Below are 22,737 nucleotides of genomic sequence, written 5' to 3' on the forward strand. Positions count from 1 at the left end.
AGTTATAACCGGCCTTGACAGGTTCGATCAGATAAGAATTTTCAATCTTATAAAATGGTTTTTTTATGATGAAAGAACAAATGAATTATTCTTACCCTTTAATAATGGAGATCATACAATTTTGATAGTCTTTTTAAGATGGGAAAAAGACAAGTTTCTTAAACGATCGGGTGCATTTCTTTTAGAAGGAGAAGTGCTCCTTAAAACAAGAACAGACAGTCATAAACATCCGGGCGCTTATCTTTTATAAGATAAGTGTTTTTTTTGGGTAAGAGATTGAACTATTCATCTGATTTGTTCCTATTACATATTTCTTATTCATTGAAAAGATGGCATTCTCCTTATACGGATTTCCGCCTTTTTTATATGACCTTTCAAACAAACATAATATAAGACACCTTTTTTATAATGTAAGCGGTTACATAAAATTGTAATATATGTGAAAATAAAACCGCATTTGAAGTGTTATTGATTTTGTAAATGCAACCATACTATTAATCTTTTGAGGAGGAAAGGTATGAAAATTAATAAAAGTAAACGAAAGCTATCACTTGTTTGTTTAGTAGCCTTGAACTTGACATTAATCACTCAAACACCTGTAACAAAAGCCCAAACGACAGGACAGCAGATATCTAGTAAACAAATTCAACCAATTAAAAAGCAGCTGCCAGTTGAACCGATTCAAGCTTTCTTAGTAGATAAATCCAGGTATAATCCAGGGGAAAAAGTGAAGATGTCTATACTATTTGATTCTTCTAATGATTGGAAAGGGAAGCTTAACCTAGAAGTCTTTCACTTAAACGAAAAAGTAGCCGAGGGAAAGAAGAATATTCAAGTTAGAAAGAATGTAAAAGGATTGGAAATAGAATGGACACCTCCCAAACAGGATTTTCGCGGATATCTTGTAAAAACTTCCATTTCGGGTTCTGATCAAATTGTAACAGCAGCAATTGATGTCTCAAGTGATTGGACACGGTTTCCTCGCTACGGGTATACAACAGAATTCCCTCAAGAGTCAGTTCGCGAAAGTGAAAAGAAGATGAAACAACTGACACAAGAGTACTACTTAAATGGTTTTCAATTCTATGATTGGATGTGGCGGCATGATGTATCCGTTTATTCCAAGACAGATCGAAATGGGAATCCAATTCTAGATGAAAATGGAAATTTTATTACAGAAGAAATCAATAAAGATACTTCCTATAAAGATTTATTAGGACGCAATCTTTTTCCTTTAACTGTAAAACAGCAAATTGATGCTGCTAAGAAATATAATGCAGCATCAATGGCCTATCAAATGAACTATGCAGCTAGAGAAAATTATGAAGCATTCGGAATAAAAAGGGAATGGGGACTCTATAAGAAGAATGCTCAGTTTCCTAATCCGTCACTAGCAAATCAAGAAGGCTTTTACTTTGATTGGGTTAATCCTCCAACGGGTCTATTTCTCCAAGACCCTGGTAATAAACAATGGCAAAAATATATTAACAGAGAGTTTGTTAGAAGTGTAAACGAATTTGGATTTGACGGAATGCATCTTGATCAGTGGGGCTTTCACGATAATGATTATTTATATGATTATAATGGTAATAAGCGCCATTTTTCTAAAGACTATGATTCTCTTATTAATTCCGTAAAAGATTCTTTAGTAGAAAATAATGAGAAAAAGAATTTTGTAACGTTTAATATGGTTGGTGGAAATGAAGGTTATCAAGATGTTCCTGTTTCCTCAACAAAAACAGATTTTGATTATAGTGAAATTTGGCAGGATAAAGATAATTACCGTGATCTATTAAATGTTGTTGAGGAAACCCGTAAAACGAATGGCGGGAAAGCCGTTGTCATTGCTGGCTATATGAATTATAAGCAGGCAACTGGAAAACACTATGAGGTAGCAGATGTAAAAGGTGTTCCTAAGTCAGAGCAATTTTTCTCACGTGTTCAAAAGCTTCCTGGTTGGGTTGGAGATTTTGGAAAACAAGATGAAGATAAGATCATATGGACGGTTGATGTACCTGAATCAGGAACTTATGATGTAGCTCTCAAATACGGACATGATAATGGTAGTAGTCCAGAAGGAAAAATATCAGTGAATAATCAACTCGTTGAGAGCACGATATCTTTTAATGAAAAAACGGGATGGGGAAATCCAGTTGCAGTAAAAAACCTATCCTTACATTTGGAAAAAGGTACAAATGAAATTAAACTACAGTTAAATACTAATAATCTTTGGTTAAATGTAGACAGTATTGTTGTTAAAAGGGACTCCTTTGAGAAAGAATATGAAGCTGAAGATGCTGAGCTAATCAGCTGTAAAGTTGATAAATATGGACATGTGTATAATTTCGAAACTGATGGAGACTTTATTGAGTTTACAGTAAATGCAGCTCAGGCAGGAACCTATCCAATCAGCTTCAACTATGGGGTTGAAAGAACGGCCGTAAATCGTCATTTGTACGTTAATAATGAACTTGTCAGTGATTCCATTAAGTTCGAACCAACAGGTGGATGGGAATCATTTGAAAAATCAGAAATCGTTCAAACACCATTAATAGCAGGTGTAAATAAAGTCGTCCTAAAAGTAGAAAATGTAAACGATACTGGTGCAAAGATAGATTACATGACAGTTGGAGATACACGATACCAAGCTGAAAAAGGTAGAATTGGTTGGGAACCATCACAGCAACCTGTATTGGAAAAATCAACAAAACAGATTAACAACTTTAAACAACAGGGAGATTTTATCTCTTTCAAAATGGATTCAGATACTGCAAAAGAGGTACCGATCTCTATTTTCTATATGAACTCTGGTCAGGAAACAAAACGCAGCTTACTAGTTAATGGAAAAAAAGCGGGTGTAGTAACGTTACCACAAACAGAGGGAGAAAACTGGAGTAAAGTCGAAACCAAAATTTATCTTTATAAAGGATTGAATGAGGTTCAGATGAAGATGGAAGATCAGACATCTGAATCAGGAATTGAAGTAGACAAATTTGAAATAAATAATACTGTTATAGAAGGAGAACAAGCTGAAATCGGCTGGAGTCCTGTTATAACAAAAACAAGCGAGGTTTCCGTATCTCCTGGATTTACTAACAATCTAGGCAAAGCGGGTCAACGAGTCATTTTTAATGTTAATAATGAAAAAGAGACTAATACTCTTCGTTTTAAATATAGAACTGCGAATAATCCTAAAGTAAATATATATGTTGATGGAGAATTAATTCCTTCAAACAACACATATGTTGATGGAAAGACGATCTCTGAAAACATATTTGCTAGTACACCAGGTGGTTGGGATGGAGCAATGGTTGAAAAATCTATAAAAGCTACTGTACCTGTTGGTGAACATGAAGTAGTTTTTGAATTAGCATCGAATGGTGAATATATCAATTTAGATAGCTTACTTGTTGGGGAAGAGGAATATCAGGTTGAAGAAGCTGCATTTGCTCCAGAAGGTCATGGAATCTCAACAACTATTGGCCACATTTACGATTTCCATGATGAAGGGGATTTCTTAACCTTTGATATTAATGCTCAAAAAGCAGGAAAGTATGAATTGACATGGAGATATAATAATGATGCTTCCTCAAAACGTGATGCAAAACGTTCAGTCTATGTAAATGATGAAAAAATAGAAAATATTATTTTCCCATCTAGTGATGGATGGAAGGATCTTACTATGGGAGGAATTTCTTTAAAAGAAGGTAAAAACACGATCACGATCAAAGTCGAGAACTTAGATGATGATGGTGTAAAGCTTGATTATCTCAAAATTGAAGATAAAAAGTATCATTCAGAATCTGCGAGTATCATTCCTCCTATGCACATCTATAAAGATACACTATTACATTTTGGTCATGTAGGTGACGAGGTAACATTTGATGTAGATATAGAAGACGAAGGAGAAACTAGTTTTATCTTCACATATGCTAATGCAGGAGCAGATACAGTACGGACAATTTATGTGGATGGAAAACCACTGCTAGATGAGAAAGGCAATCCTTATACAGTTACATTTAAACGCACGGGAAATATTGACTCATATAGTGAAGATGGGTACGTCGTTTTACCACATTTAAAACCAGGGAAACATAAGTTCACATTAAAACAGGAAGAGGGACAGAAAGGGTCCATTCATTTACGTCGCATGACAATTGGACTGTTTGACGAACCTTCCGTACGCTTAATGGATGCTGGATTAGCTGCAATGGGGGCAACACATATTGAAATTGGTACAGCCGAGAAGTATGAAGAAGGGCCAAATATGTTAGCTCATGAATATTACCCAAATCGAAGCAAAAAAATGACCGGTTCTTTAAAGGAATCAATGAAAGACTACTACAAGTTTTTCGCTGCTTACGAAAATCTTCTATTCGATAGTAAAGAGACTGATACGATGATTAAAGTAGAAGACGAAGGTCAGCCACTTGTGATTAGTAGAGATGGAGAGAAGAACACAATATGGTCTATAGTAAGGGATAATAAGAACAATAAAGGCTTTGAAGAGTACGATGTCGTTCATCTCGTTAACCTATTAAATAATGATTCGAATTGGAGAAATGCAGCAGCAAAACCGAAAAAGTATAATGATTTAAAAATAAAATACCCAATTGGCAAGAATGAAAAAGAATTACCTAACTTAAAGGTTTATTCAGCGAGTCCCGATCGGCACAAAGGACAATTAAAAGAAATTCAGTACCAATGGGAGGACAAGGAATTAGTCATTAACCTTCCTAGTTTAGAATATTGGGAAATGATTGTAATTGACCGTGATGGAGTTGGGGATATTAAGCCATCTAAGATTAAATATTAAACGGAAAATTTTTAGTTTTTATAAAAAAGGGTGCTCAAAACATGAGCATCCTTTTTTATGTGATAGAGACATCAATTTCTCCAGTACTGTCACATTCAGGACAACGTTCGTAACTCTCGTGTATTTCTTCCTTAAAGATTTCCAGAATGTCTTTCATCATATTCATCACCCTTAACTCCTCAACCGCAACATTTTTTCAACATATTCTGAAGGAATTGTATTTGGCAATATAAAAATGCATCAAATGGCAATTAAAAATGCTGTCTTGCCAACATCGCTCTTATATTCCATTTTTACTTGGTTTGAAGCAACGATTCCCGGTAACGATGGCTTTCGCCACTGAACACCACCAGATGTGAATGGTGAATCAGGCGGTCTATGACAGCTTCTGTTAAAATGGGATCGCCAAATACATGGTTCCATTGCCCAAATTGAAGATTGGTTGTAATGATCATGCTCTTTGCTTCGTAACACATAGAGATGACTTGAAAGAGGAGTTCTGCTCCTTGTTTATGAAGCGGAATATATCCCAATTCATCCAGGACGAGTACATCCAGTTTCTCAATCTGCTTGAACAATCGGCTCAGCGAGCCTTTCTCGTGGGCATCCAAGAGCTGATTCACTAAGGATGCCGCCGTATAGAATTTCACTTTCTTTCCCTGTTGCTGAATGGCGTGAAGACTAATTAGACTGGCCAAAAACGTCTTTCCTGTTCCAACCCCGCCATAGAATATCAGGTTTTCCTGATTCTCCAAAAAACCGCCATGCAGAATATAATCTTTCGTTAAACCTTGCCCCAGCTTGATGTCCTTCCAGTCAAACGGGATTCCGGCCACCTTCGGCAGCGTTGCCTGCTGAAGCAGAAGGTTGGTTTTTCGTTCCTCACGGTGCTGAATTTCATGTTCCATTAACCGCAATAAATACTCTTCGTGACTCTCCGCCTTAATCTCATGATAATGCTCCCGAGTCCAGCTTAACTTCAAGCGTTTGGCGTATTCTTGAATGTGTGGGTTCATCCTGCGTCACCGCCTGTTTCCATCAAATGATCATAATGGGACAGCCCTCTAACGGCAGAAGGAACATCAGGTAGAGACTTCTGCACATCAATTTCTTTTCGCTGCCCTCTCCCATTAAGAAGCTGATAGAAGATTTGTTTAATGGAGTCGACCGAAGGATGACCGCGCTCGGAGGCAAGACGCAACGCTTCTGTAGGCGTTTGAAAGTCATGTTCCTTCAAGAATACAGAGAGAAGCTGGAGAGCTTGCTGTTTCTCATGAACCGTACACTGCTCAAGATACGTCTGCCATTCCTTCGGAAGCTGCTCATAAAACCCGGTGTACTTGATTGCCATAGGCCGTTTGGCCATCAGCGATAGATAAGGCTGCCATTTTACCGATTGTTTTTGCTCTCCATACAAACGTTCATGGCTAACAATCAAGTTGAAATCATCGGTCAATAACGCCACTTGGTTGTATGAGATCTTTGCCAAAACCTTCTGTTTGGCAAAGCGCGGGGAAGAGGAGTAGATCTTGTTTTCAATTCGAACATAGCCGTACTTATCTGCCTTCACCTCTTCATAACGCACACAGTCAAACTCTTTTGCTGGGAGCTGTAAGAACTGTTCTTGGTCTGCCATATATAGTTTGGCAATGAGTTCTTCCTTCTGGTAATGATTTCGATTCCGGTCTTTCTCTGCCTTCACCCAGAAGGTTTGATTCAAGTCCTCTAGATTTTGGAGGGACAGTTCTGGAATGAGGAAGTTATTGCGTGTGTATTTGACCATGGCCTCGACATGGCCTTTTTCATTGCCACTGGCGGGATTACAAAACTCAGGTGTGAATCCATAGTGAAGGACGAAGTTCTGAAAGGATTCTGTTAGCTCACGCTCTCCATGCGGAAATATCTTTTTGACGGCGGCTGAAAGGTTGTCAAACCGAATGGCTTTTGGCACTCCGCCTATGTAGTGGAACATTCGCTTCATGCCTTCTGTGAAGCACTCTTTATTTTGAGCCGGAAAGACTTGAAAAAGAAAGGCATTACTGTACGGGAAGGACATCACTAAAAAGGGAAGGACCACTTGCTGTCCGTTATGTAGAAAGGGTGCTTCTCCGAAGTCTACTTGTGCGGTACCCGGTTTCGCTTCTAAAGGCAAGGCGGCCTGTTCTGTTTCCTCTGCCAGTTTGTTCTTTTGCTTGGATACATAATGCCGGACAGAACGGTCAGAACCTTTAAATTCATAATCCTCCACCAACATTTCATACATGCGTTTCGCTGTTCGTCTGAATTTCTTTTTCTTTTTGAAATCCTCTTGAATCCATGTGTCTAATATTGATTTCACCGGATCCATCACTTTTGCGCTACGTATCTGAACCGGTTTAATTTCCGGACTAAAATCCTCCATCTCCGCATACTTCTTTACGGTTCTTGGATCATATGCTAGTTTTCTCGCAATCTCTCGATAGGCATTGCCTTTTCTATTTGCCTCGTGTCTGATATAATCAATTTCTGGCATTGCTAACATCTCCTCATCCATACCTCCTGTTGTTGAATTGCCCAAAAAGGAGTGTATGTTGATATGAGGATGTTGGCAAGGCTTTTTTTATGCCCTGAAGGGCTACATAAATTAACTGCCAAACGCTACATTTTTAGAATGCCACAAACAAAGGAATCTAATAAAATTGGAAACAATGTTAATGTTTTAACAGCCTTCCGAAAGAATTCCCCTTCCTCAATCCTGTGAAGGGTGGGCGAAGCCATGATAGGGAGGGGATGAATTTCGGTTAGGCGATAGCTAAAGGCTTTTTTTGTACTTTTCACTGTTCAGTCGTATAATGATAGTAAGAGGTGACACAGTGAAACTAGACACAAATAATCATTCAGTATTCAAACTGAACTACCACCTTATTATGGTTGTGAAGTATCGAAGAAAAGTAATTGACGATACGATCTCAACTAGATTGAAAACCATATTTGAAGATATTGGGGAGAAGTATCATATTACTGTGAAAGAATGGAATCACGATATTGACCATGTTCACGTTCTCATGACAGCTAAACCCAATACAGAACTATCTAAATTCATCAATGCTTATAAGAGTGCTAGTTCCCGAAAGATTAAAAACGAATTCCCCAAGATTAGGCAGAAGCTATGGAAAGAATACTTCTGGTCTCAAAGCTATTTCTTACTAACAGTGGGTGGTGCACCATTAGAAATCCTAAAACAATATATTGAAACACAAGGCAAAAAGGAAGTGTAGGAGATGTTGAAAGCATACAAATATCGTATCTATCCAAATAAAGAACAACGCCTATTTTTTGCAAAAACCTTTGGATGTGTACGTTTTGTGTATAACAAAATGCTTGCTGATAGAATCAATTCTTATAAAGAATCTCAAGAAAGCATTGATAAATCTATCAAGTATCCTACGCCTGCACAATATAAGAGTGAATTTCCATTCCTAAAGGAAGTGGATAGTCTTGCTTTGGCTAATGCCCAGCTAAATCTAGACAAGGCTTATGCTAATTTCTTTCGTGATCAATCTGTTGGGTTTCCGAAATTCAAAAGCAAAAAGGATAATTACTGCAGCTATAAAACGAATAACCAAAAAGGGACAATCTACATTGAGAATGGTTATATCAAACTACCGAAGTTAAAAAAAAATGGTACGAATCAAGCAGCATAGATTGTTCCAAGGTTTGATTAAGTCAGTGACAATCTCCCAAGCACCAACAGGTAAATACTTTGTTTCTGTTTTGGTGGAAGAAAATGAACAGTTATTCCCTAAGATGGATACTAGGGTCGGTATTGATGTTGGCTTGAAAGACTTCGCCATACTGTCTAATGGTACGAAATACGAAAATCCAAAATGGTTGAGAAAAGATTAGCGTTTTTTCAACGTTCTTTGTCACGCAAAAAGAAAGGTTCAAGCAATCGCAATAAGATTAGATGGCAAGTCGCTAAACTCCATGAAAAGATTGCGAATCAACGAAATGATTTTCTTCACAAAATAAGTAATGAAATCACAAACGAAAACCAAGTCATTGTGATTGAGGACTTGAAAGTGAAGAATATGCAAAAAAATCATAAGTTAGCCAAAGCCATCAGTGAAGTATCTTGGTCTAAATTCAGAGAATACCTTGACTATAAAGCAGTATGGAAAGGTCGTGATTTGATCATCGCACCTAAGAATTATGCAAGTAGTCAATTATGTTCTGGCTGCGGTTATAAAAACAAAGATGTAAAAAATCTAAACCTTCGTGAATGGACTTGTTCAGAATGTGACAGCCATCATGACAGAGATGTAAATGCCAGTATCAACTTGCTAAAACTAGCCATGTAAATGGTATCTTCCATAGGGGCAGGGACTGTCCTTATAGCTTGGTAAATATAGATAGCTAGTAAAAGTGTCTACTTCCCAAGAAGCCCCCACTTCAAACAACCCGTAAGGGTGTAAAGTGGTGGGTAGTTCACAAAAGGGTATACTTCAAGAATCTTATTATCGCAACTTCTGAAAGAAAATAAAAAGAAGGACAAACTAATAAAAGCTGTCCTCAAGTCACAAGTAGGTATCACTTATTATACTGTGATAAAACAATAGCTATATTGTACCCTTACGTGTTAATTCGGAAAAATGCACAAGTTCTACTTTTTCATGATTTGTACTTCGAATCTCACACATACCGTTGGCATACCGCCAAATCACGGTATAGCTCTTCCCTTGATATAAAACTAGATCTCCCCATTCCATTTTAAGATCCTTCCATAACAAATATTTCGTGCGGCAAATTTTTTATCTCATTTTTCACTTATTACCATAGGTAACGATAAAAGATGACTCCACTTAAAAGTAAAAGAGAAGTCATCTTCCACTACAGTTTTTCAGTGGTTATAATTAGTGACTTAACTTGAGGATGAATTTAATGAGCTGTTCTTTAGTGGTTAGCGTTCTATTAAATGGTCCTACTGTCCCGTCTGACGTATTGATATAGACGTTCTCCAATTGGTAACCATGTTCTACTACGCCTACAGTATGTGTAGCTTCCGTATTGTTTGCACCGTCAATACTCCTAAACTGCAGTTGTTGATCAAAATTCAAAGAAATCGAACCCTCATATGTCTTCCAGTCACCACCATTCATACGATATTCCGTTTTTTCTACGCCAGAAAGATCATCACTAGCAGATAGCTTCACATTAAGGCGATTCTTTACTACGGTTAGGGTAGCATTCGTCACCGGTGCTGCATTATCCGCACTGTAACGAATTTGCGCCACCGCAAAACCCTGAGTGTCACTGTTACTTCGAATTACTACACGGTCAAATGGAGTTTTGGATGTTGCCCCAAATACTTTGATATCCCCATTCGAGAAATCAGTTCTTCCGCTTTGAGTCAAGCTTCCTACTAATGCCGTACCAGAGAAGTAATCCACTGTGTAGTTAAAACTGCCATAAAGGTTGGCAGCAAGCTCGAAACCAAAGGTGGTTGCGGGTTGAGCAAGGTTCCATGTCAATTGATTTGCATAATTAGAGAATAATACATCCGGACTTCTTTCTTCAACATCTGGTCCCCAATCAGAGGACCACCCATTATTGACTTTGAGTCTTTGCATGGACGAGCTGAATGTGACCGTCTGAGTCCCGTCAGTAATGGAATCATACGATCCATAATTGGTTAGATTGGCAAGAGAAATCTTACGCGTAGAATTGAGATAGTCCGCTGTTGGTTTAGAAATCGGAGTAATATCCCCGCTCACTGTATTCGTCGTTTGCACTCTTGTTTCTACCTTACTTAGAGAATTTTTTTCACCTGTTGGATCGGTGGCAGAACCAGCGCCATTTGAAGCAAGAGCCGTAGTGGGAACCAACAGCATCCCTGACAGTAATCCAGTAACTATAAGTTTTTTCGCGTTCATCTTACCATCTCCTATTGTTTGAAATAGTGGTACTGTACGCAAATGAAAACCGTGATATCGTCAAACTTACCTTACTAAGCAATAAAAACGTATGCCCTGTTTAACGATCAACGGCCCGCTGCGACATACACTTCCTTATTGGAACAAAGCTTGAAGTGTAATGCCTCTGGTTGTGGTGACTAAAGGAGGTCAACTGGTTTTTCGTTTCAAAAGCTGAAAACCTCCCTCATTAAGCACGGAAATACCTATACAGGGAGTGCAACGGCCGAACCATGTCCATTAATCTTACATTTGGCACCTCCTTTTCCTTAATAAAGAACGAAATCGTTCTTACTAAGAAACATCATACGAAATTCATATGTCTTAGTAAATGCTTTTATCATCAAATTTGGATTTAAATGTAATTTTAATCCTTCTTTACTCTTGTTTATCGTAGGAATTTCATAGGATTTAAACACCGGATGGTATTAATTAAAGAACGAATTTGTTCGCCAGAAAAAACGAAATGCTATGAGAATGCGCGATATAGGAAGATAATGGTTATAATGTGCGGTAAAAAGAACGAAAACCATCGATTTTCGTTCTTTTTATAATTCTATTGGAGCTCTATAATGGCCATATAGTGTTCTTCAGATAGAACGAAAACGGATGCAGAAAGCGTGATATTAGTCCTGTTTTATCCTTTATTTTACGTTTTGAAGGAGGGGTCAACATTCGAAAAAAGCGATTGAGAACGTTCAGAAAAAAGAACTGGGTGTATGTCATGACCATGAAAGTTGGCCTTATTTTTTATACGGTGACATTTACACTGCTACATAGTCTAGGAACAACCAACGCGAACTTTACTGACACCGGCGCTGTGAGCCAAAGGATAAAAGCTGGCCACTGGTCGACCGAAGATCAGTGGGATCGAAGTTCGTTAACCTTTACGGGCAACATCGTACAAGAAAACACGAGAATAGCCGCAGAAATCACCAACAAGGGAGAAGATATGGCAGGAACGGTCGCCTACGAAGTGTGGTGGAGTGAGAAAGGGAATCCGAAAGACGGGCAAAAAGTGGATGAAGGCAAGGTTCCCGCGCTGAAAAGTGGTCAATTCGTAACCTTAGAATATAAAACAGAAAAAGTCGGAAATTACATATTTAAATCATATCAACGACCAAATCACGGAGACCCCAATCAAAAAAAGGCAGAAGAAGAACGAGCGTTATGGAGCAAGCCATTGTCAATCGAAGCGCAAAAGCAAGCTCCTCCGACGGTTCCGAACGATCCTCCCAAAAACGACAGCAAACCAGTACAATCCACTAAACCAGCGTCTAAAACAGAAGAATCGTCCACACCCAGTAAAGAAGTAAAGAAAGAGGAAGCAGCAAAGGAACCAACAACAAAAGAACCAACAACAAAAGAACCGCCAGTAAAAGAACCACCAGCATCTACCCAAGAAAAACCTTCAGGGGAAGCTGAAAAAATGACCGAACCTCCACAGGGTAAGGAAAACACAGAGGCAGAGCCAATAAAGGCACAAGAAACCGATACAAAATAATTTGAGGTGAGTACCATTGATCAAAATAAAAGCGTGGATTAGTAGAATCATAAGTTTTACCCTGCTCGCTACTTTATTGTTTATGGCATTTGTCGTGATTTCATCGAAAGCGTCCGGCGGTGAACCCACGGTCGTCGGATACCAATTGAAAACCGTATTATCAGGATCCATGGAACCAGGGATTCATACAGGATCGATTATCGCGATTAAACCCGGTGGAGACATGACCCGTTTTCAAAAGGGTGATGTCATTACCTTCAAGGCAAGTGAGGATAAGTTAATTACCCATAGAATTGATGAGGTTCAAGGTAAAGGAAAAAGTCTTCGATTTGTGACCAAAGGTGACAACAATGATGCGCCAGACCGTGAACCGGTATTGCCCTCGAATGTCGTAGGGGAGTATAAGGGCTTTACTATCCCATACATCGGCTATTTCATGAATTTTGCGCAATCCAAAGAGGGAGCTGCATTGTTATTGGTGCTTCCGGGCCTCCTACTTTTGATTTATTCAGGCGTTACGATCTGGAAAGCCATACGGGAAATTGAGGGCATCAAAAAGGACCAAGTGCCACCTGTTAATAGCTAAAGAGATTGTATTCTGTCTAAGGATCTTCCTTGGCAGTTTCAATATAAATCATACATACCCATAAATGGGGTAAGGGAGGAAATAAACAATGAGTTTAAAAAAGAAATTAGGTTTAGGTGTAGCATCTGCAGCGCTAGGATTATCATTAGTGGGTGGGGGAACCTATGCTTACTTCAGTGATTCAGAAGTAACCAACAACACATTTGCAGCGGGTACGCTTGACTTGGCAGCAGATCCAACTACGATCATCGATGTGGATAATATCAAGCCTGGGGACACCATGCTTCGTGGGTTTGAGCTTAAAAACAAAGGTACATTGGACATTAAGAAAGTGTTATTGGACACTACGTACACGGTCACTGACGCGAAAGGTGACAATGGAAAAGCAGATTTTGGAGACCACATTCGCGTGAATTTCTTATTCAACATCGATAAGCTGGATGTACCAGTATGGTCAACGACGCTAGGTGACCTCAAGAAAATGGATCCGGCTGTTGTCAAAAATAAATTTGAAGCCATCTTTGGTCAAGAGTGGGGAACAAAAGGTCTTGTAGCCGGCTCGTCTGACTATCTTTATGTACAGTTTGAATTTGTCGATAATGGCAAAGACCAAAACGTTTTCCAAGGCGACTCGTTAAATCTTAAATGGACCTTTAACGCAGAACAAACCAAAGGTGTAGAAAGATAAGTAAGGAATCACGATAGTGAAGAGGTGGGAAGCAACAACTCCCGCCTTTTTTTATAAATTGAACCTCTAAACTACTAATGAGAGGTACCGGGTATGAACTTTCAATCCAAACGTTTCAAATTATTGATGGCTTACAGTTTGCTGGTTCTCACGATCGTTCTTTTTCTGCCGATGGGGAAAACCGGAGCGGATGAAACGACAAAAGAGATCGATATCGCTCTATCTCCGGGAAGCTACCTTTTTGACCTGCAAAACTTAAAACCAGGGGACTGGGGTAAACGGACGCTAACGATTCAAAATAAAGGGAATCAAGATTTCACCTATGACATGACGGCAAAACGTGAGTCTGGTTCCAGAGCTTTATATCAACAACTGCTACTCAAGGTCAGTGATTCCAAGGGCACCCTTTATGAAGGTTCCCTGAAGGACTTTAAAAAAATCGAACCAAGACTGCTGTCCCATTTTGACGAAGAGAAGTTACAGGTTACCCTACAATTTCCTTATGAATCTGGCAACGAATTTCAAGGGAAGATCACAAATGTCGTTTTTCAATTTCAATCCACTGGTCATGAATCTTCTGATCCGGGCAATCCTGATGACCCTTCTCAGCCGGCGCATCCAGAGGATCCCGGGAATCCAACAGATCCGTCTCTTCCATCTGGAGGACTTCCGAAGACGGGTGAATCCAGCCCCTTGTTGTTCTTAGTTACCGGGTTCTTCGTAACAGCTGCGGGTGTGGCGCTATTGTTTATCAAATATCCGGCCTTAAGACGCACGTTTAAAAGAGGTTAACACACATGAAGTGGGCCTCTTTTTTTCTCATAAGCATTGGTCTTGTGATCATGTGTTACCCCAAAATCATGACGTTGTATCACGCGCATCAAGAAGAACAATTACTAAAGACTTGGCAAGAAACGGGCAAAGATTCAGCTCAGGAGGAATACAGAAAATTAGATGACGTCTTTGGGCAGAAGGAAACGGAAACCACGCATACTCCGGTAGAAGGGGAATTGCTCGGTACTTTGCAGATTCCAAAAATCGATTTGCTTCTTCCCATTGTAGAAGGAGCTGGACGATCCCAATTAAAAATTGCAGCGGGTCATCTTACTGGCACGGAACCCATCGGTACGAAGGGCAATGCGGCGATTGCTGCTCACCGTAGTTATACGTATGGCCGCCAGTTTAATCGGTTGAACGAAGTAACCATCGGTGATCAAATGAGCATTGATACTAAAGGCAAAAAAATCACCTATACGGTGTTTGATAAAAGGATAGTCGCCCCATCGGACACATCTGTTTTGCAATCCAAGGGGAATCAAGGAATGATTACACTGATTACGTGTGAGCCGATGAAACATACTACCAAACGCTTGATCGTCCAAGCTAGAAAACAATCATAACTATGACTTGCATAAGGAAGAGGATAAAAAATGGATCATAAAATAGGGGCTTATATACAGAAGTTACGGCGTCAACGAGGGATCAGTTTATGTAAACTAGCCGTACATGCAGGGATTTCGAAAAGTTATCTGAGCGCCATCGAAAACTTAAAAACGAATCCTTCCATTCAAGTGGTTCAGAAAATTGCGAGTGCATTAGAAGTTCCTGTTGAAAATATTGTAAATAGGGAAGCTGAAATCGTCACGTTAGATGAGGAATGGGTGGAGTTGGTTTTACATGCTAAGGATATCGGATTAAAAAAAGAAGAAATACATGCTTTTTTTGACTATGAAATGTGGAAACAGCATCAAAGGGAAGGAACTATTTATTAGGAAACCCGAAAGAGGGGGCGTGGGCGTTAACGCCCATTCCTTGTCACTTTTGCGCATTGCGCCACTTATTAAATTCCAAGTACTCTTTAAACTGAGATTTGCTGACACCGGACTTCATGGCTTGTTTTACGAGAGCTGCCCATTCATTATCCAGTTCATCCATATTGACTTTGGTGGTGTCATGAAGCAGTTTCTCAATGGGAATATCCAGTACGTAGGCGATCTTTTCAAGCACCTGGACGGAGGGATTGGTTTGGATATTACGTTCGAGCATACTAAGATACGATTTGGCTATATCAGAGCGTTGAGCTAAGTTAGAAAGCGATAATCCCTTTTCTTCTCTATACTTTTTTACTAACGTTCCGATCATTAGAACTCCTCCTTTATGCCCTTCCTCTTATTATACAGGGGTGTACAAAGTTCTGTAAATAGAACAAAGGCGAGAGTCCTAGGACCTCGCTTTTGGAAGATTTCTATTTGGTGGGTTTTTGTAAGAAGGATTGTATTTCTTCTCGGCTGAGACCGAGTTTTTTTGCCTGTACAATAAGTTCCACCCATTCATCATCGGCAGATGCCATATAATCTTTTATCGGTGTTCCTTTTACTTTATGTGCCGTCATTCTGATACCAAAAGCCGAATGATTTTTTCGCAGTATAGAAAGGAGACGGTTGGATCGATCGGCAACCACTCTTAAGTTCCTATGTAAGCCTTGTTCCTTCGCAACCACATTATATACATTACCCATTCACATTTAATTCCTTTCGGTATGTAGAATCAAAAAGTCCAAACGGCACGGTAATCGTTGACCCCTTTCCATTTATGAGTGGGACTTTTATACCTATTACGTAAATTCTATCATAAATGGATGGATTTACCTACAAATTTTCTTCGACAAAATCTTAAAAATAAAGTCTAATATTGGAAAATGCTACACATTCAAATCGATTAACGGATCTTTTATAAATATGAATCATAATCGCGTTTCAGTTGTTCCAACTGTTGCTTAAAAACAGTTCGTATGTCATTGATTTCTTGGCTCAATTTAGTGTCAGCTGAACTGCCGATAAGAACAAATTTTTGATGAAGAAGGTCTTGGTTTTCGTCGGTTTTTATTCGTTTCTTAATGGCATCGTGTGTTTGTAACATATATTCGTTGGCGTCTGACACGGTTTTATATAATTGATTATGAAGACTTACGGCTCTTTTTTTCCAATCATAACGAACTGTAACGAGGTGATTTCTTAGTTTTTCTAACTCTGCAAAGGCTTTAGTTGTGTCTTGAGTTTCGATTGTATTGAAAATACGAATTAATGCAGGTCTGTATTGATTAAATATAAAATCTAAAATATCTCGTTCTAAAAGCTCTATGTCTACGATACGGGCCGGAATCCGGTCAATGTATTTTTCTCTTTTTTCATGGTCAATGGTCCATTTGATACCGACTACAGTAAATATACCGCCAATAATACCGCCTAACACAGATCCTAAAAAGGAAGTTCCGAGTGTGTATTTTTCTGTTATTTCCATTGGAAAGAAAGCTATAGGAATCATTAATACAATACTCAAAAATAAGATGATTACAAACAGTAACACCGTTCGGTATGGATGAGGTGCCATTTTTTGTCTCCTTTTTGTGAAGAAGCCTCTAATTCTTAAAATTAGAGGCTTCGAATAGGACTGAGGTTTATTTTTCTAATTGTTTGATTCGATTTTCGATATAATCCATTTTTAAGGACATTTCTCTTCGATATTTTGGTTGTTCCGAATAAATGCGTTGAATGACGACTAACTCTTCTTTCAAGGTTTCAACATCTTTCGTGTTTGAAATACGCGTCTTAAACGTAGTGGACAGTGTTTCCATGGTTTCCAACTCCCTCTGGTACAATAAAAGGTCTTTTGTATTCGTTGCTTTCTAAAAAAATAGCACAATATGTTATTTATTACCATAAAAAATCCGTTTGGCCAATTTAATAATAGTGGTTTACTTTTGGCCGTTCTGTTTTTCCTTTTGTAGCTGATATCGCCATTGATGATAGTGAACCTTACAAAGGCCACGCGCCAGATGCTTTTCTGCGCACCCTATCATACTGCATTGTTTTTCCAAAGATATAGGGTCCCCTGTTTTTTTCCACCTTCGATAATGGCTTTCGCAAAATCCCTTTGAAAAGTGGGAACCATTACAGCCGTTAGCTTCACAGGTTTGTTTCCATTTTAGTTCATTGGGATCCTTGTGGCGTTGCCAACGCTTATAGTGCTTATGACATAGATTCCTTGCGGCTACAGGTTCCGTACATTCTTTGATTTCGCAACGTTTCATGATGTCCTCCTATCCAGGTGCATGGAGCGAGATGGTAACCGGTGTAATTTTGAATCAAGGGACATTCTAGGCAGCTAGAATCGATTTGAATGAGAAATAAATACCTCTTTATTTCTTAATAGCTCCTGAACACAAGAATAACAGAGGTGTTTACTTTTTACAGGAATTAGTTTTGATCCTTCTCTGCAGACCGCGCAAAAATTATGGTATTCCACAAAATAAATTCGATTTTGTTCTGTAAATATTTCTAAGGGTTGGCCAATGTCCCAGTTAAATCGTCTTCTGATTTCTGAGGCAATGGTAATTCTTCCTAAGGGATCTATGGTGCGATGAATCGCAAGACGATGTACTTTAGGATCGAAGCTTTCGATGTAAAATCCGTGTTTGTCGATAAAAAAACAAACTTCTTTAATATCCATTAAGTTACGAAGCTCTTTTGGAACCACCACTCGTCCCAATTGATCAATTTTTCGTATAATCCCGCTTGCTTTCATAAAAAACTCCTTCACGACAGTGAGAACTGTTTTATGTTGGTAGGTTTATTTTTCAAATTAAAGGTATTTTTACTGGTAAGTTAACATGTAGGATTCAACTGCAGTTAAGATTTCTATTGGTCCTTAACGATGAAAGGGTTGTCAAACTTTCTTTCTTATCAATGTAAGAAAGGACCTTGTTCAAAGATAATGTTATGAATGTAGTCATATGTATCCTTGGTATTCGTAACGCTTGTGCATTCAACGAGCTTTGAAAAATGTGATACATGGAAAGAAGATTGTGGCTTTTCTTTTTCTTAGTTATGCTTTTCGTCCCGTTATATAGACAGTATCCTTCCGCTTAAACGGTCTGGCTACGTTCGATACGAGCATATATTGTATCCTGTTTCAAGCTGTTCCCCTCAATCTCTAAACTCTCCCTAATTCTTATTAAATGGTTCATTCCTACCAATCTACAAAAATAAAAGGTACCCCCATAAATTCTCTATGAGGTACGGATTATCCATATTATTACTGAAATACCATTCGACGTCAATACAATCTTGTCTAAACTATGATAAATACTAAGGATTCTCCTTTTTAGAATTGAAGATGGTCGATGCATTGGTATTAAGGAAGAAGTAGGTATATGTACCCTTTTTATAATCGATTCGCTAACTGGACCGTTGTTTTCCAGGAACCAAACCGTTTATAAGCGGTCATGATGATTGGACAATCGTTTATAATCTGCGATGGTGATATAATGAGTTTCTTTCAAATCTAAACATCGTTTGATCTCATCTAATATTTCTCGATCGGTATAATATACATAACCCGGTTCGATTCCTGCATTCCTCACAGCATTTGCCCAGCTTCCAAACCGTTCTTGGATGGCCGGATAGCTCGGCTGTATTTTTGCTTTTTCGTAATCAAGTGATGTAAAGGTCTCTTTATCTTTAGCGAAATTCTTGATCGCCTGAATCATTTCATCATCGGATTAAATGACACTATTCTCCTTTAGTCCTGCTTTTTTAAGTGCCTGATTCCAGGAACCAAAAAGTGCCACAATCGTATCGTAGGAAGGTTGTTTTCTCTTCTTTTGGTACTCCTCAATTGTGATGGCCTTTCCGTTCTGAGAAATGTTTTGAAGGATTTTTATCACATCCTCCTTGTACCACTTATTGCCCTCCCGGTTGGTCGTAATACCAGCTTCTTGAAGAGCCTGATTCCAAGAGCCAAACTTCTTCCTAATCGTAGTTTCACTCGGTTTATACTTCTTTTTCTTATATAGCTCTAACGATAAATGCCCGTTGTTTTCTTTGACATAGCCTTGCAAAGCTTGAATGATATCGTCCTTTGAAATAACTAGTTGCATACTTCTCATTGGTCTTGAGTCCAGCTGCTTGCAGCGCTTTTGTCCAAGAACCGAAATAAGACGAAATGGTTTTTATGGAAGGGGAGTATTTTTGGTCTTCGTATTGCTTATAGCTGATCTTTCCATTGTTTTCTTCCGCTGCTTTACGTAACACCTCAATATATTTATCTCGCACTCGATGATTCCTCCAGCCTATAAGCCTGTTATAACTACCGCCATTAATTTACATTGTTTTCTTCTATTTTTTCTTAAATAGGCTAATTTTACAATCTTTATATTACTTTTATTTCATGAAATATGAATGATGAACTATTGGATTAGAAAAATTTACATATTTTCAGTAAAAAAGTATTGCTAAATGTATGTACGTACATTAATATTGGAAAAGTAAGTTAAAAATTTGTAGAAATAGGAGAATGTCAATGCTAGGTATTGAGAGAATCGTAATAGATGCTAGACCGATCGTTAAGAAAAAGTTAGCAGAAATTGCAATTGCTTCTGGAAAAACGATGAAAGATGTCGTTTGTAGTTTGATAGAGGAGAAACACAGAGAACTCGGATTAGCTGAGGGTAGTAAAGAGAAGGAGGGAAATGAGTGATCTATTTCCAAAAGCGCATTATTATGAAAACAAGCGAAGAAAGAGAAAGAATATAAAAAACTATCCTGTTATTCCTTTATAATTTAAGTCGAAAAAAATGCGATGAAACATAAATGGACATACCTATAGGAAACGTTTACATAATGATTCGCAACTTTGCGCTTATATGTTGGGGTAGTTTAAAAGAACGAATAAATCACACTCAACTATAAATAAGTTTGTTGGTTGTTACTTATGAAAAGTAATATGAAATAATTCATTGGATTTATTATTTGAATAGTTAATCGGAGGAAAAAATGGAGGAGACAATTAGTCTTAAAGAGATTTTTTTAACATTAAAAAAACGTTGGAAACTGATTGTGTTGTTTACCGTTTTGGCGACGGTGATAAGCGGGTTGATTTCATTTTATGTGCTTACGCCTGTTTATGAAGCATCGTCACAGATTTTAGTGAACCAGAAGCGTGCTAAACAAACAGTCGACTATAATCAAGTGCAAAGTAATGTAGAACTGATCAATACGTACAGCGTCATTATAAAAAGTCCGGCAATTTTAGAAAAAGTTAAATCACAACTTGATTTACCTCAAAGTGTGAATGAACTGGATCAGAAAATAACGGTTAACAGCCAGGAGAATTCTCAAGTGTTTTCACTAACCGTACAAGATACAAGTGCTGCTCAAGCAGCAAACATCGCGAACACGCTTGCTGAGACCTTTCAAAAAGAGATTAAAAATATCATGAATGTGGACAATGTTACCGTTTTATCAAAAGCAGCCGTGAAAGAACATCCAACACCTGTGAAACCACGGCCGCTCTTAAACATTGCGATTGCTCTAGTGTTCGGATTAATGGCTGGTGTTGGGCTGGCATTTTTACTTGAGTACTTAGATAACACATTGAAGACTGAACAAGAAATTGAAACGTTACTCGAACTTCCTGTCTTGGCTTCCATTCCAAAAATCGATTTTGCTCATGGGAAAGTGTTAAAAATGAACAATCAACAACGAGTGGGGAGTGAGAACTTTGAGTCGCAAATTTAAAAATAAAGAGGGGTCTCAACGAAGCTTAGTGGCGGATCTAAATCCGATGTCTTCTGTAGCTGAGCAATACCGCCAGCTCAGAACCAACATACAATTTGCTTCTGTCGATAGGCAAGTGAAGTCCATTGTGGTAACATCTCCCGGACCAGCTGAAGGAAAGACGACAACGGCTGCCAATCTTGCGATCGTTTTAGCACAACAGGGAACACCAGTCCTTTTGGTGGATACGGATTTACGAAAACCGGCCCTTCACTATACGTTCGGAGTAAGCAATATTCAGGGACTTACATCCGTACTAACCAAACAATGCTCTTTAAACAAAGCCATAACTAAAACTCAAGTGGCTAATTTGGACCTACTGACAAGTGGAGCTTTACCGCCAAATCCTTCTGAACTACTAAACTCTTTAGCGATGAAAACCGCAATTCAAGAAATGTATGATCTGTATGATTACATCGTATTTGATACTCCGCCGGTTTTAGCGGTAACAGATCCGCAAATCATGGGTAATCAGTGTGATGGAATCGTAATGGTTGTGGCAAGCGGGAAGACGGCTAAGGAACCGACGATCAAGGCCAAAGAATTACTGGAAAAAGCAAAAGCCCCGATACTTGGTGTGGTTTTAAACGGTGATGAAAACAAAACAAATCCTTCTTACTACCAACAATAGATAAAAACAGGTATATAGTTGGATGCATTCGACAACATATGTTCTTTCCTGAAAAAACTCCTATGTACTATGGGCTTATGTTGTAAAGGTTTGGTAATAATATGCTAGTTTTTTATTTTTTTGAAGAATCTCTGATTCTATTATCCTAGTTCCTGGAGAGAGGAGGGTGACACCATTTGATTGATATTCATTGCCATATCCTGCCGGGAGTTGACGATGGCCCGCAAACTATGGCGGAAAGTATAGACATGGCAAAAAGGGCGGTAGAAGAGGGCATTACACATCTTTTTGCGACACCGCACCATGGAAATGGACGATTTGAGAATACAAAGACCGACATTCTTAAACATGTAACTGAATTGAACAAACGTCTAACCCAAGAAAATATTCCTCTTACCGTACTTCCTGGACAAGAATTAAGGATTCATCGGGAATTATTTCATGCTCTTGAAAGGGACGAAATACTAACCCTTCACAATCGAGGTAAGTATGTATTATTGGAACTTCCTTCAAATGAGGTACCTACTTACACGAAAAGCTTAATCTACGAACTGTTATTAAAAGGAATAACACCCATCATTGTGCATCCAGAACGTAACCGAGAACTAATAACGCATCAAAACCTACTATATGAATTAGTAACGGAAGGTGCTTTAACCCAACTGACAGCTGGCAGTATCATAGGGCAGTTCGGGAAAAAAATTCAGTCGTTTTCGGAAAAAATTATTGAACATCATTTGACCCATTTTGTTGCATCCGATGCCCATAACCTAAATTCAAGGGGATTATCTTCTCTTCAGGCAGCCTTTGCAACCGTTACAAGAAAGTATGGAATCGATCGCACGTTTTATTTTCAGGAAAATGCGGAATTGCTCGTACGATATCAAAATCCGTTGATCGAACAACCGCATCCAATTAAAAAACGGTTATTAGGTATTTTTTAAA

At 38.6% G+C, this 22,737-nt stretch carries 27 protein-coding genes; 15 read left to right on the forward strand and 12 right to left on the reverse strand.

The window, feature by feature from the left end:
* The coding region (locus ABHN01_RS08890; RefSeq protein WP_429875229.1) for a hypothetical protein at positions 1 to 250 on the forward strand (250 nt) is incomplete at its 5' end.
* Between the two features lie 267 nt (positions 251 to 517).
* Positions 518 to 4,816 (forward strand): glycoside hydrolase family 66 protein, encoded by a 4,299-nt coding sequence (locus tag ABHN01_RS08895; RefSeq protein ID WP_429875230.1) that lies wholly within the window; start codon positions 518 to 520, stop codon positions 4,814 to 4,816.
* Between the two features lie 293 nt (positions 4,817 to 5,109).
* Here ABHN01_RS08895 and istB read toward each other — a convergent pair whose 3' ends face one another.
* Both istB and istA read right to left on the reverse strand, forming a co-directional pair.
* Positions 5,110 to 5,832 carry an IS21-like element helper ATPase IstB gene (gene istB, locus ABHN01_RS08900; protein WP_429875231.1) on the reverse strand — a complete coding sequence of 241 codons (723 nt, stop codon included), beginning with the start codon at positions 5,830 to 5,832 and terminating at the stop codon, positions 5,110 to 5,112.
* Positions 5,829 to 7,337, reverse strand: coding sequence for an IS21 family transposase (gene istA / locus ABHN01_RS08905; protein ID WP_429875318.1), 1,509 nt, complete (start codon positions 7,335 to 7,337; stop codon positions 5,829 to 5,831). Before istA ends, istB begins: the two co-directional genes overlap by 4 nt.
* A gap of 331 nt (positions 7,338 to 7,668) precedes the next feature.
* Between istA and tnpA the strand changes: the two genes are divergently transcribed.
* The 3 genes from tnpA (at position 7,669) to ABHN01_RS08920 (ending at position 9,156) form a co-directional block, all read left to right on the forward strand.
* Entirely contained in the window at positions 7,669 to 8,073 is a 405-nt protein-coding gene (gene tnpA, locus ABHN01_RS08910; RefSeq protein ID WP_429875232.1) for an IS200/IS605 family transposase, read from the forward strand.
* 3 nt (positions 8,074 to 8,076) lie between these two features.
* Complete coding sequence (locus ABHN01_RS08915; protein ID WP_429875233.1) at positions 8,077 to 8,499, forward strand: helix-turn-helix domain-containing protein; 423 nt, start codon at positions 8,077 to 8,079, stop codon at positions 8,497 to 8,499.
* A 168-nt stretch (positions 8,500 to 8,667) separates the two neighbouring features.
* Positions 8,668 to 9,156, forward strand: a complete 489-nt coding sequence (locus ABHN01_RS08920; RefSeq protein WP_429875319.1) for an RNA-guided endonuclease TnpB family protein — start codon at positions 8,668 to 8,670, stop codon at positions 9,154 to 9,156.
* Positions 9,157 to 9,708: 552 nt separating this feature from the next.
* On the opposite strand, the gene ABHN01_RS08925 is transcribed toward ABHN01_RS08920, so the two are convergent.
* A complete protein-coding gene (locus ABHN01_RS08925) occupies positions 9,709 to 10,728 on the reverse strand; it encodes an OmpL47-type beta-barrel domain-containing protein (protein WP_429875234.1) in 1,020 nt (339 codons plus the stop codon).
* A gap of 727 nt (positions 10,729 to 11,455) precedes the next feature.
* Between ABHN01_RS08925 and tapA the strand changes: the two genes are divergently transcribed.
* The 6 genes from tapA (at position 11,456) to ABHN01_RS08955 (ending at position 15,317) form a co-directional block, all read left to right on the forward strand.
* Entirely contained in the window at positions 11,456 to 12,271 is an 816-nt protein-coding gene (gene tapA / locus ABHN01_RS08930) for an amyloid fiber anchoring/assembly protein TapA (protein WP_429875235.1), read from the forward strand.
* A gap of 16 nt (positions 12,272 to 12,287) precedes the next feature.
* Positions 12,288 to 12,857, forward strand: coding sequence for a signal peptidase I SipW (gene sipW / locus ABHN01_RS08935; RefSeq protein WP_429875236.1), 570 nt, complete (start codon positions 12,288 to 12,290; stop codon positions 12,855 to 12,857).
* An 88-nt stretch (positions 12,858 to 12,945) separates the two neighbouring features.
* Entirely contained in the window at positions 12,946 to 13,545 is a 600-nt protein-coding gene (locus tag ABHN01_RS08940; protein WP_429875237.1) for a TasA family protein, read from the forward strand.
* Positions 13,546 to 13,638: 93 nt separating this feature from the next.
* Entirely contained in the window at positions 13,639 to 14,337 is a 699-nt protein-coding gene (locus ABHN01_RS08945) for an LPXTG cell wall anchor domain-containing protein (protein WP_429875238.1), read from the forward strand.
* 5 nt (positions 14,338 to 14,342) lie between these two features.
* Positions 14,343 to 14,945, forward strand: coding sequence for a class D sortase (locus ABHN01_RS08950; RefSeq protein ID WP_429875239.1), 603 nt, complete (start codon positions 14,343 to 14,345; stop codon positions 14,943 to 14,945).
* Positions 14,946 to 14,975: 30 nt separating this feature from the next.
* Entirely contained in the window at positions 14,976 to 15,317 is a 342-nt protein-coding gene (locus tag ABHN01_RS08955; RefSeq protein WP_429875240.1) for a helix-turn-helix domain-containing protein, read from the forward strand.
* A 43-nt stretch (positions 15,318 to 15,360) separates the two neighbouring features.
* Here the strand turns inward: ABHN01_RS08955 and ABHN01_RS08960 are convergent, their stop codons facing one another.
* The 9 genes from ABHN01_RS08960 to ABHN01_RS09000 form a co-directional block, all read right to left on the reverse strand.
* Positions 15,361 to 15,687 (reverse strand): helix-turn-helix domain-containing protein, encoded by a 327-nt coding sequence (locus ABHN01_RS08960; RefSeq protein WP_429875241.1) that lies wholly within the window; start codon positions 15,685 to 15,687, stop codon positions 15,361 to 15,363.
* A 103-nt stretch (positions 15,688 to 15,790) separates the two neighbouring features.
* Positions 15,791 to 16,063, reverse strand: coding sequence for an anti-repressor SinI family protein (locus ABHN01_RS08965; protein ID WP_429875242.1), 273 nt, complete (start codon positions 16,061 to 16,063; stop codon positions 15,791 to 15,793).
* Between the two features lie 212 nt (positions 16,064 to 16,275).
* On the reverse strand, positions 16,276 to 16,935 hold the full coding sequence (locus tag ABHN01_RS08970; RefSeq protein ID WP_429875243.1) for a hypothetical protein: 660 nt from the start codon (positions 16,933 to 16,935) through the stop codon (positions 16,276 to 16,278).
* Positions 16,936 to 17,002: 67 nt separating this feature from the next.
* A complete protein-coding gene (locus ABHN01_RS08975) occupies positions 17,003 to 17,179 on the reverse strand; it encodes a hypothetical protein (RefSeq protein ID WP_429875244.1) in 177 nt (58 codons plus the stop codon).
* Between the two features lie 120 nt (positions 17,180 to 17,299).
* Positions 17,300 to 17,635, reverse strand: coding sequence for a hypothetical protein (locus ABHN01_RS08980; RefSeq protein WP_429875245.1), 336 nt, complete (start codon positions 17,633 to 17,635; stop codon positions 17,300 to 17,302).
* A 74-nt stretch (positions 17,636 to 17,709) separates the two neighbouring features.
* A complete protein-coding gene (locus tag ABHN01_RS08985) occupies positions 17,710 to 18,129 on the reverse strand; it encodes a hypothetical protein (RefSeq protein WP_429875246.1) in 420 nt (139 codons plus the stop codon).
* A gap of 688 nt (positions 18,130 to 18,817) precedes the next feature.
* Entirely contained in the window at positions 18,818 to 19,093 is a 276-nt protein-coding gene (locus tag ABHN01_RS08990; protein ID WP_429875247.1) for a homing endonuclease associated repeat-containing protein, read from the reverse strand.
* 12 nt (positions 19,094 to 19,105) lie between these two features.
* Positions 19,106 to 19,492 carry a homing endonuclease associated repeat-containing protein gene (locus ABHN01_RS08995; RefSeq protein ID WP_429875248.1) on the reverse strand — a complete coding sequence of 129 codons (387 nt, stop codon included), beginning with the start codon at positions 19,490 to 19,492 and terminating at the stop codon, positions 19,106 to 19,108.
* Complete coding sequence (locus ABHN01_RS09000; protein ID WP_429875249.1) at positions 19,392 to 19,658, reverse strand: homing endonuclease associated repeat-containing protein; 267 nt, start codon at positions 19,656 to 19,658, stop codon at positions 19,392 to 19,394. The genes ABHN01_RS08995 and ABHN01_RS09000 overlap by 101 nt, the downstream gene beginning before the upstream one ends.
* 247 nt (positions 19,659 to 19,905) lie before the next feature.
* Between ABHN01_RS09000 and ABHN01_RS09005 the strand changes: the two genes are divergently transcribed.
* The 4 genes from ABHN01_RS09005 (at position 19,906) to ABHN01_RS09020 (ending at position 22,736) form a co-directional block, all read left to right on the forward strand.
* Entirely contained in the window at positions 19,906 to 20,082 is a 177-nt protein-coding gene (locus ABHN01_RS09005; protein WP_429875250.1) for a hypothetical protein, read from the forward strand.
* Between the two features lie 296 nt (positions 20,083 to 20,378).
* Positions 20,379 to 21,122, forward strand: coding sequence for a YveK family protein (locus ABHN01_RS09010; protein ID WP_429875251.1), 744 nt, complete (start codon positions 20,379 to 20,381; stop codon positions 21,120 to 21,122).
* Positions 21,106 to 21,792, forward strand: coding sequence for a CpsD/CapB family tyrosine-protein kinase (locus tag ABHN01_RS09015; protein WP_429875252.1), 687 nt, complete (start codon positions 21,106 to 21,108; stop codon positions 21,790 to 21,792). Before ABHN01_RS09010 ends, ABHN01_RS09015 begins: the two co-directional genes overlap by 17 nt.
* A gap of 176 nt (positions 21,793 to 21,968) precedes the next feature.
* The gene (locus tag ABHN01_RS09020) at positions 21,969 to 22,736 is read left to right on the forward strand and encodes a tyrosine-protein phosphatase (RefSeq protein ID WP_429875253.1); all 768 of its coding nucleotides are present in this window, start codon (positions 21,969 to 21,971) and stop codon (positions 22,734 to 22,736) included.
* Position 22,737 lies beyond the last annotated feature (1 nt).

This window comes from Fictibacillus sp. NRS-1165, from assembly GCF_050468105.1.
GTDB lineage: Bacteria > Bacillota > Bacilli > Bacillales > Fictibacillaceae > Fictibacillus_C > Fictibacillus_C terrinigri.

What these genes read in the sequence shown, in the direction of transcription:
- ABHN01_RS08895 (WP_429875230.1), top strand. Translation starts at nt 518, where the DNA reads ATGAAAATTAATAAAAGTAAACGAAAGCTATCACTTGTTTGTTTAGTA.
- istB (WP_429875231.1), bottom strand. Translation starts at nt 5,832, where the DNA reads ATGAACCCACACATTCAAGAATACGCCAAACGCTTGAAGTTAAGCTGG.
- istA (WP_429875318.1), bottom strand. Translation starts at nt 7,337, where the DNA reads ATGTTAGCAATGCCAGAAATTGATTATATCAGACACGAGGCAAATAGA.
- ABHN01_RS08915 (WP_429875233.1), top strand. Translation starts at nt 8,077, where the DNA reads ATGTTGAAAGCATACAAATATCGTATCTATCCAAATAAAGAACAACGC.
- ABHN01_RS08925 (WP_429875234.1), bottom strand. Translation starts at nt 10,728, where the DNA reads ATGAACGCGAAAAAACTTATAGTTACTGGATTACTGTCAGGGATGCTG.
- ABHN01_RS08940 (WP_429875237.1), top strand. Translation starts at nt 12,946, where the DNA reads ATGAGTTTAAAAAAGAAATTAGGTTTAGGTGTAGCATCTGCAGCGCTA.
- ABHN01_RS08945 (WP_429875238.1), top strand. Translation starts at nt 13,639, where the DNA reads ATGAACTTTCAATCCAAACGTTTCAAATTATTGATGGCTTACAGTTTG.
- ABHN01_RS08950 (WP_429875239.1), top strand. Translation starts at nt 14,343, where the DNA reads ATGAAGTGGGCCTCTTTTTTTCTCATAAGCATTGGTCTTGTGATCATG.
- ABHN01_RS08955 (WP_429875240.1), top strand. Translation starts at nt 14,976, where the DNA reads ATGGATCATAAAATAGGGGCTTATATACAGAAGTTACGGCGTCAACGA.
- ABHN01_RS08960 (WP_429875241.1), bottom strand. Translation starts at nt 15,687, where the DNA reads ATGATCGGAACGTTAGTAAAAAAGTATAGAGAAGAAAAGGGATTATCG.
- ABHN01_RS08965 (WP_429875242.1), bottom strand. Translation starts at nt 16,063, where the DNA reads ATGGGTAATGTATATAATGTGGTTGCGAAGGAACAAGGCTTACATAGG.
- ABHN01_RS08970 (WP_429875243.1), bottom strand. Translation starts at nt 16,935, where the DNA reads ATGGCACCTCATCCATACCGAACGGTGTTACTGTTTGTAATCATCTTA.
- ABHN01_RS08975 (WP_429875244.1), bottom strand. Translation starts at nt 17,179, where the DNA reads ATGGAAACACTGTCCACTACGTTTAAGACGCGTATTTCAAACACGAAA.
- ABHN01_RS08980 (WP_429875245.1), bottom strand. Translation starts at nt 17,635, where the DNA reads ATGAAACGTTGCGAAATCAAAGAATGTACGGAACCTGTAGCCGCAAGG.
- ABHN01_RS08985 (WP_429875246.1), bottom strand. Translation starts at nt 18,129, where the DNA reads ATGAAAGCAAGCGGGATTATACGAAAAATTGATCAATTGGGACGAGTG.
- ABHN01_RS08990 (WP_429875247.1), bottom strand. Translation starts at nt 19,093, where the DNA reads ATGATTCAGGCGATCAAGAATTTCGCTAAAGATAAAGAGACCTTTACA.
- ABHN01_RS08995 (WP_429875248.1), bottom strand. Translation starts at nt 19,492, where the DNA reads ATGAGAAGTATGCAACTAGTTATTTCAAAGGACGATATCATTCAAGCT.
- ABHN01_RS09005 (WP_429875250.1), top strand. Translation starts at nt 19,906, where the DNA reads ATGCTAGGTATTGAGAGAATCGTAATAGATGCTAGACCGATCGTTAAG.
- ABHN01_RS09010 (WP_429875251.1), top strand. Translation starts at nt 20,379, where the DNA reads ATGGAGGAGACAATTAGTCTTAAAGAGATTTTTTTAACATTAAAAAAA.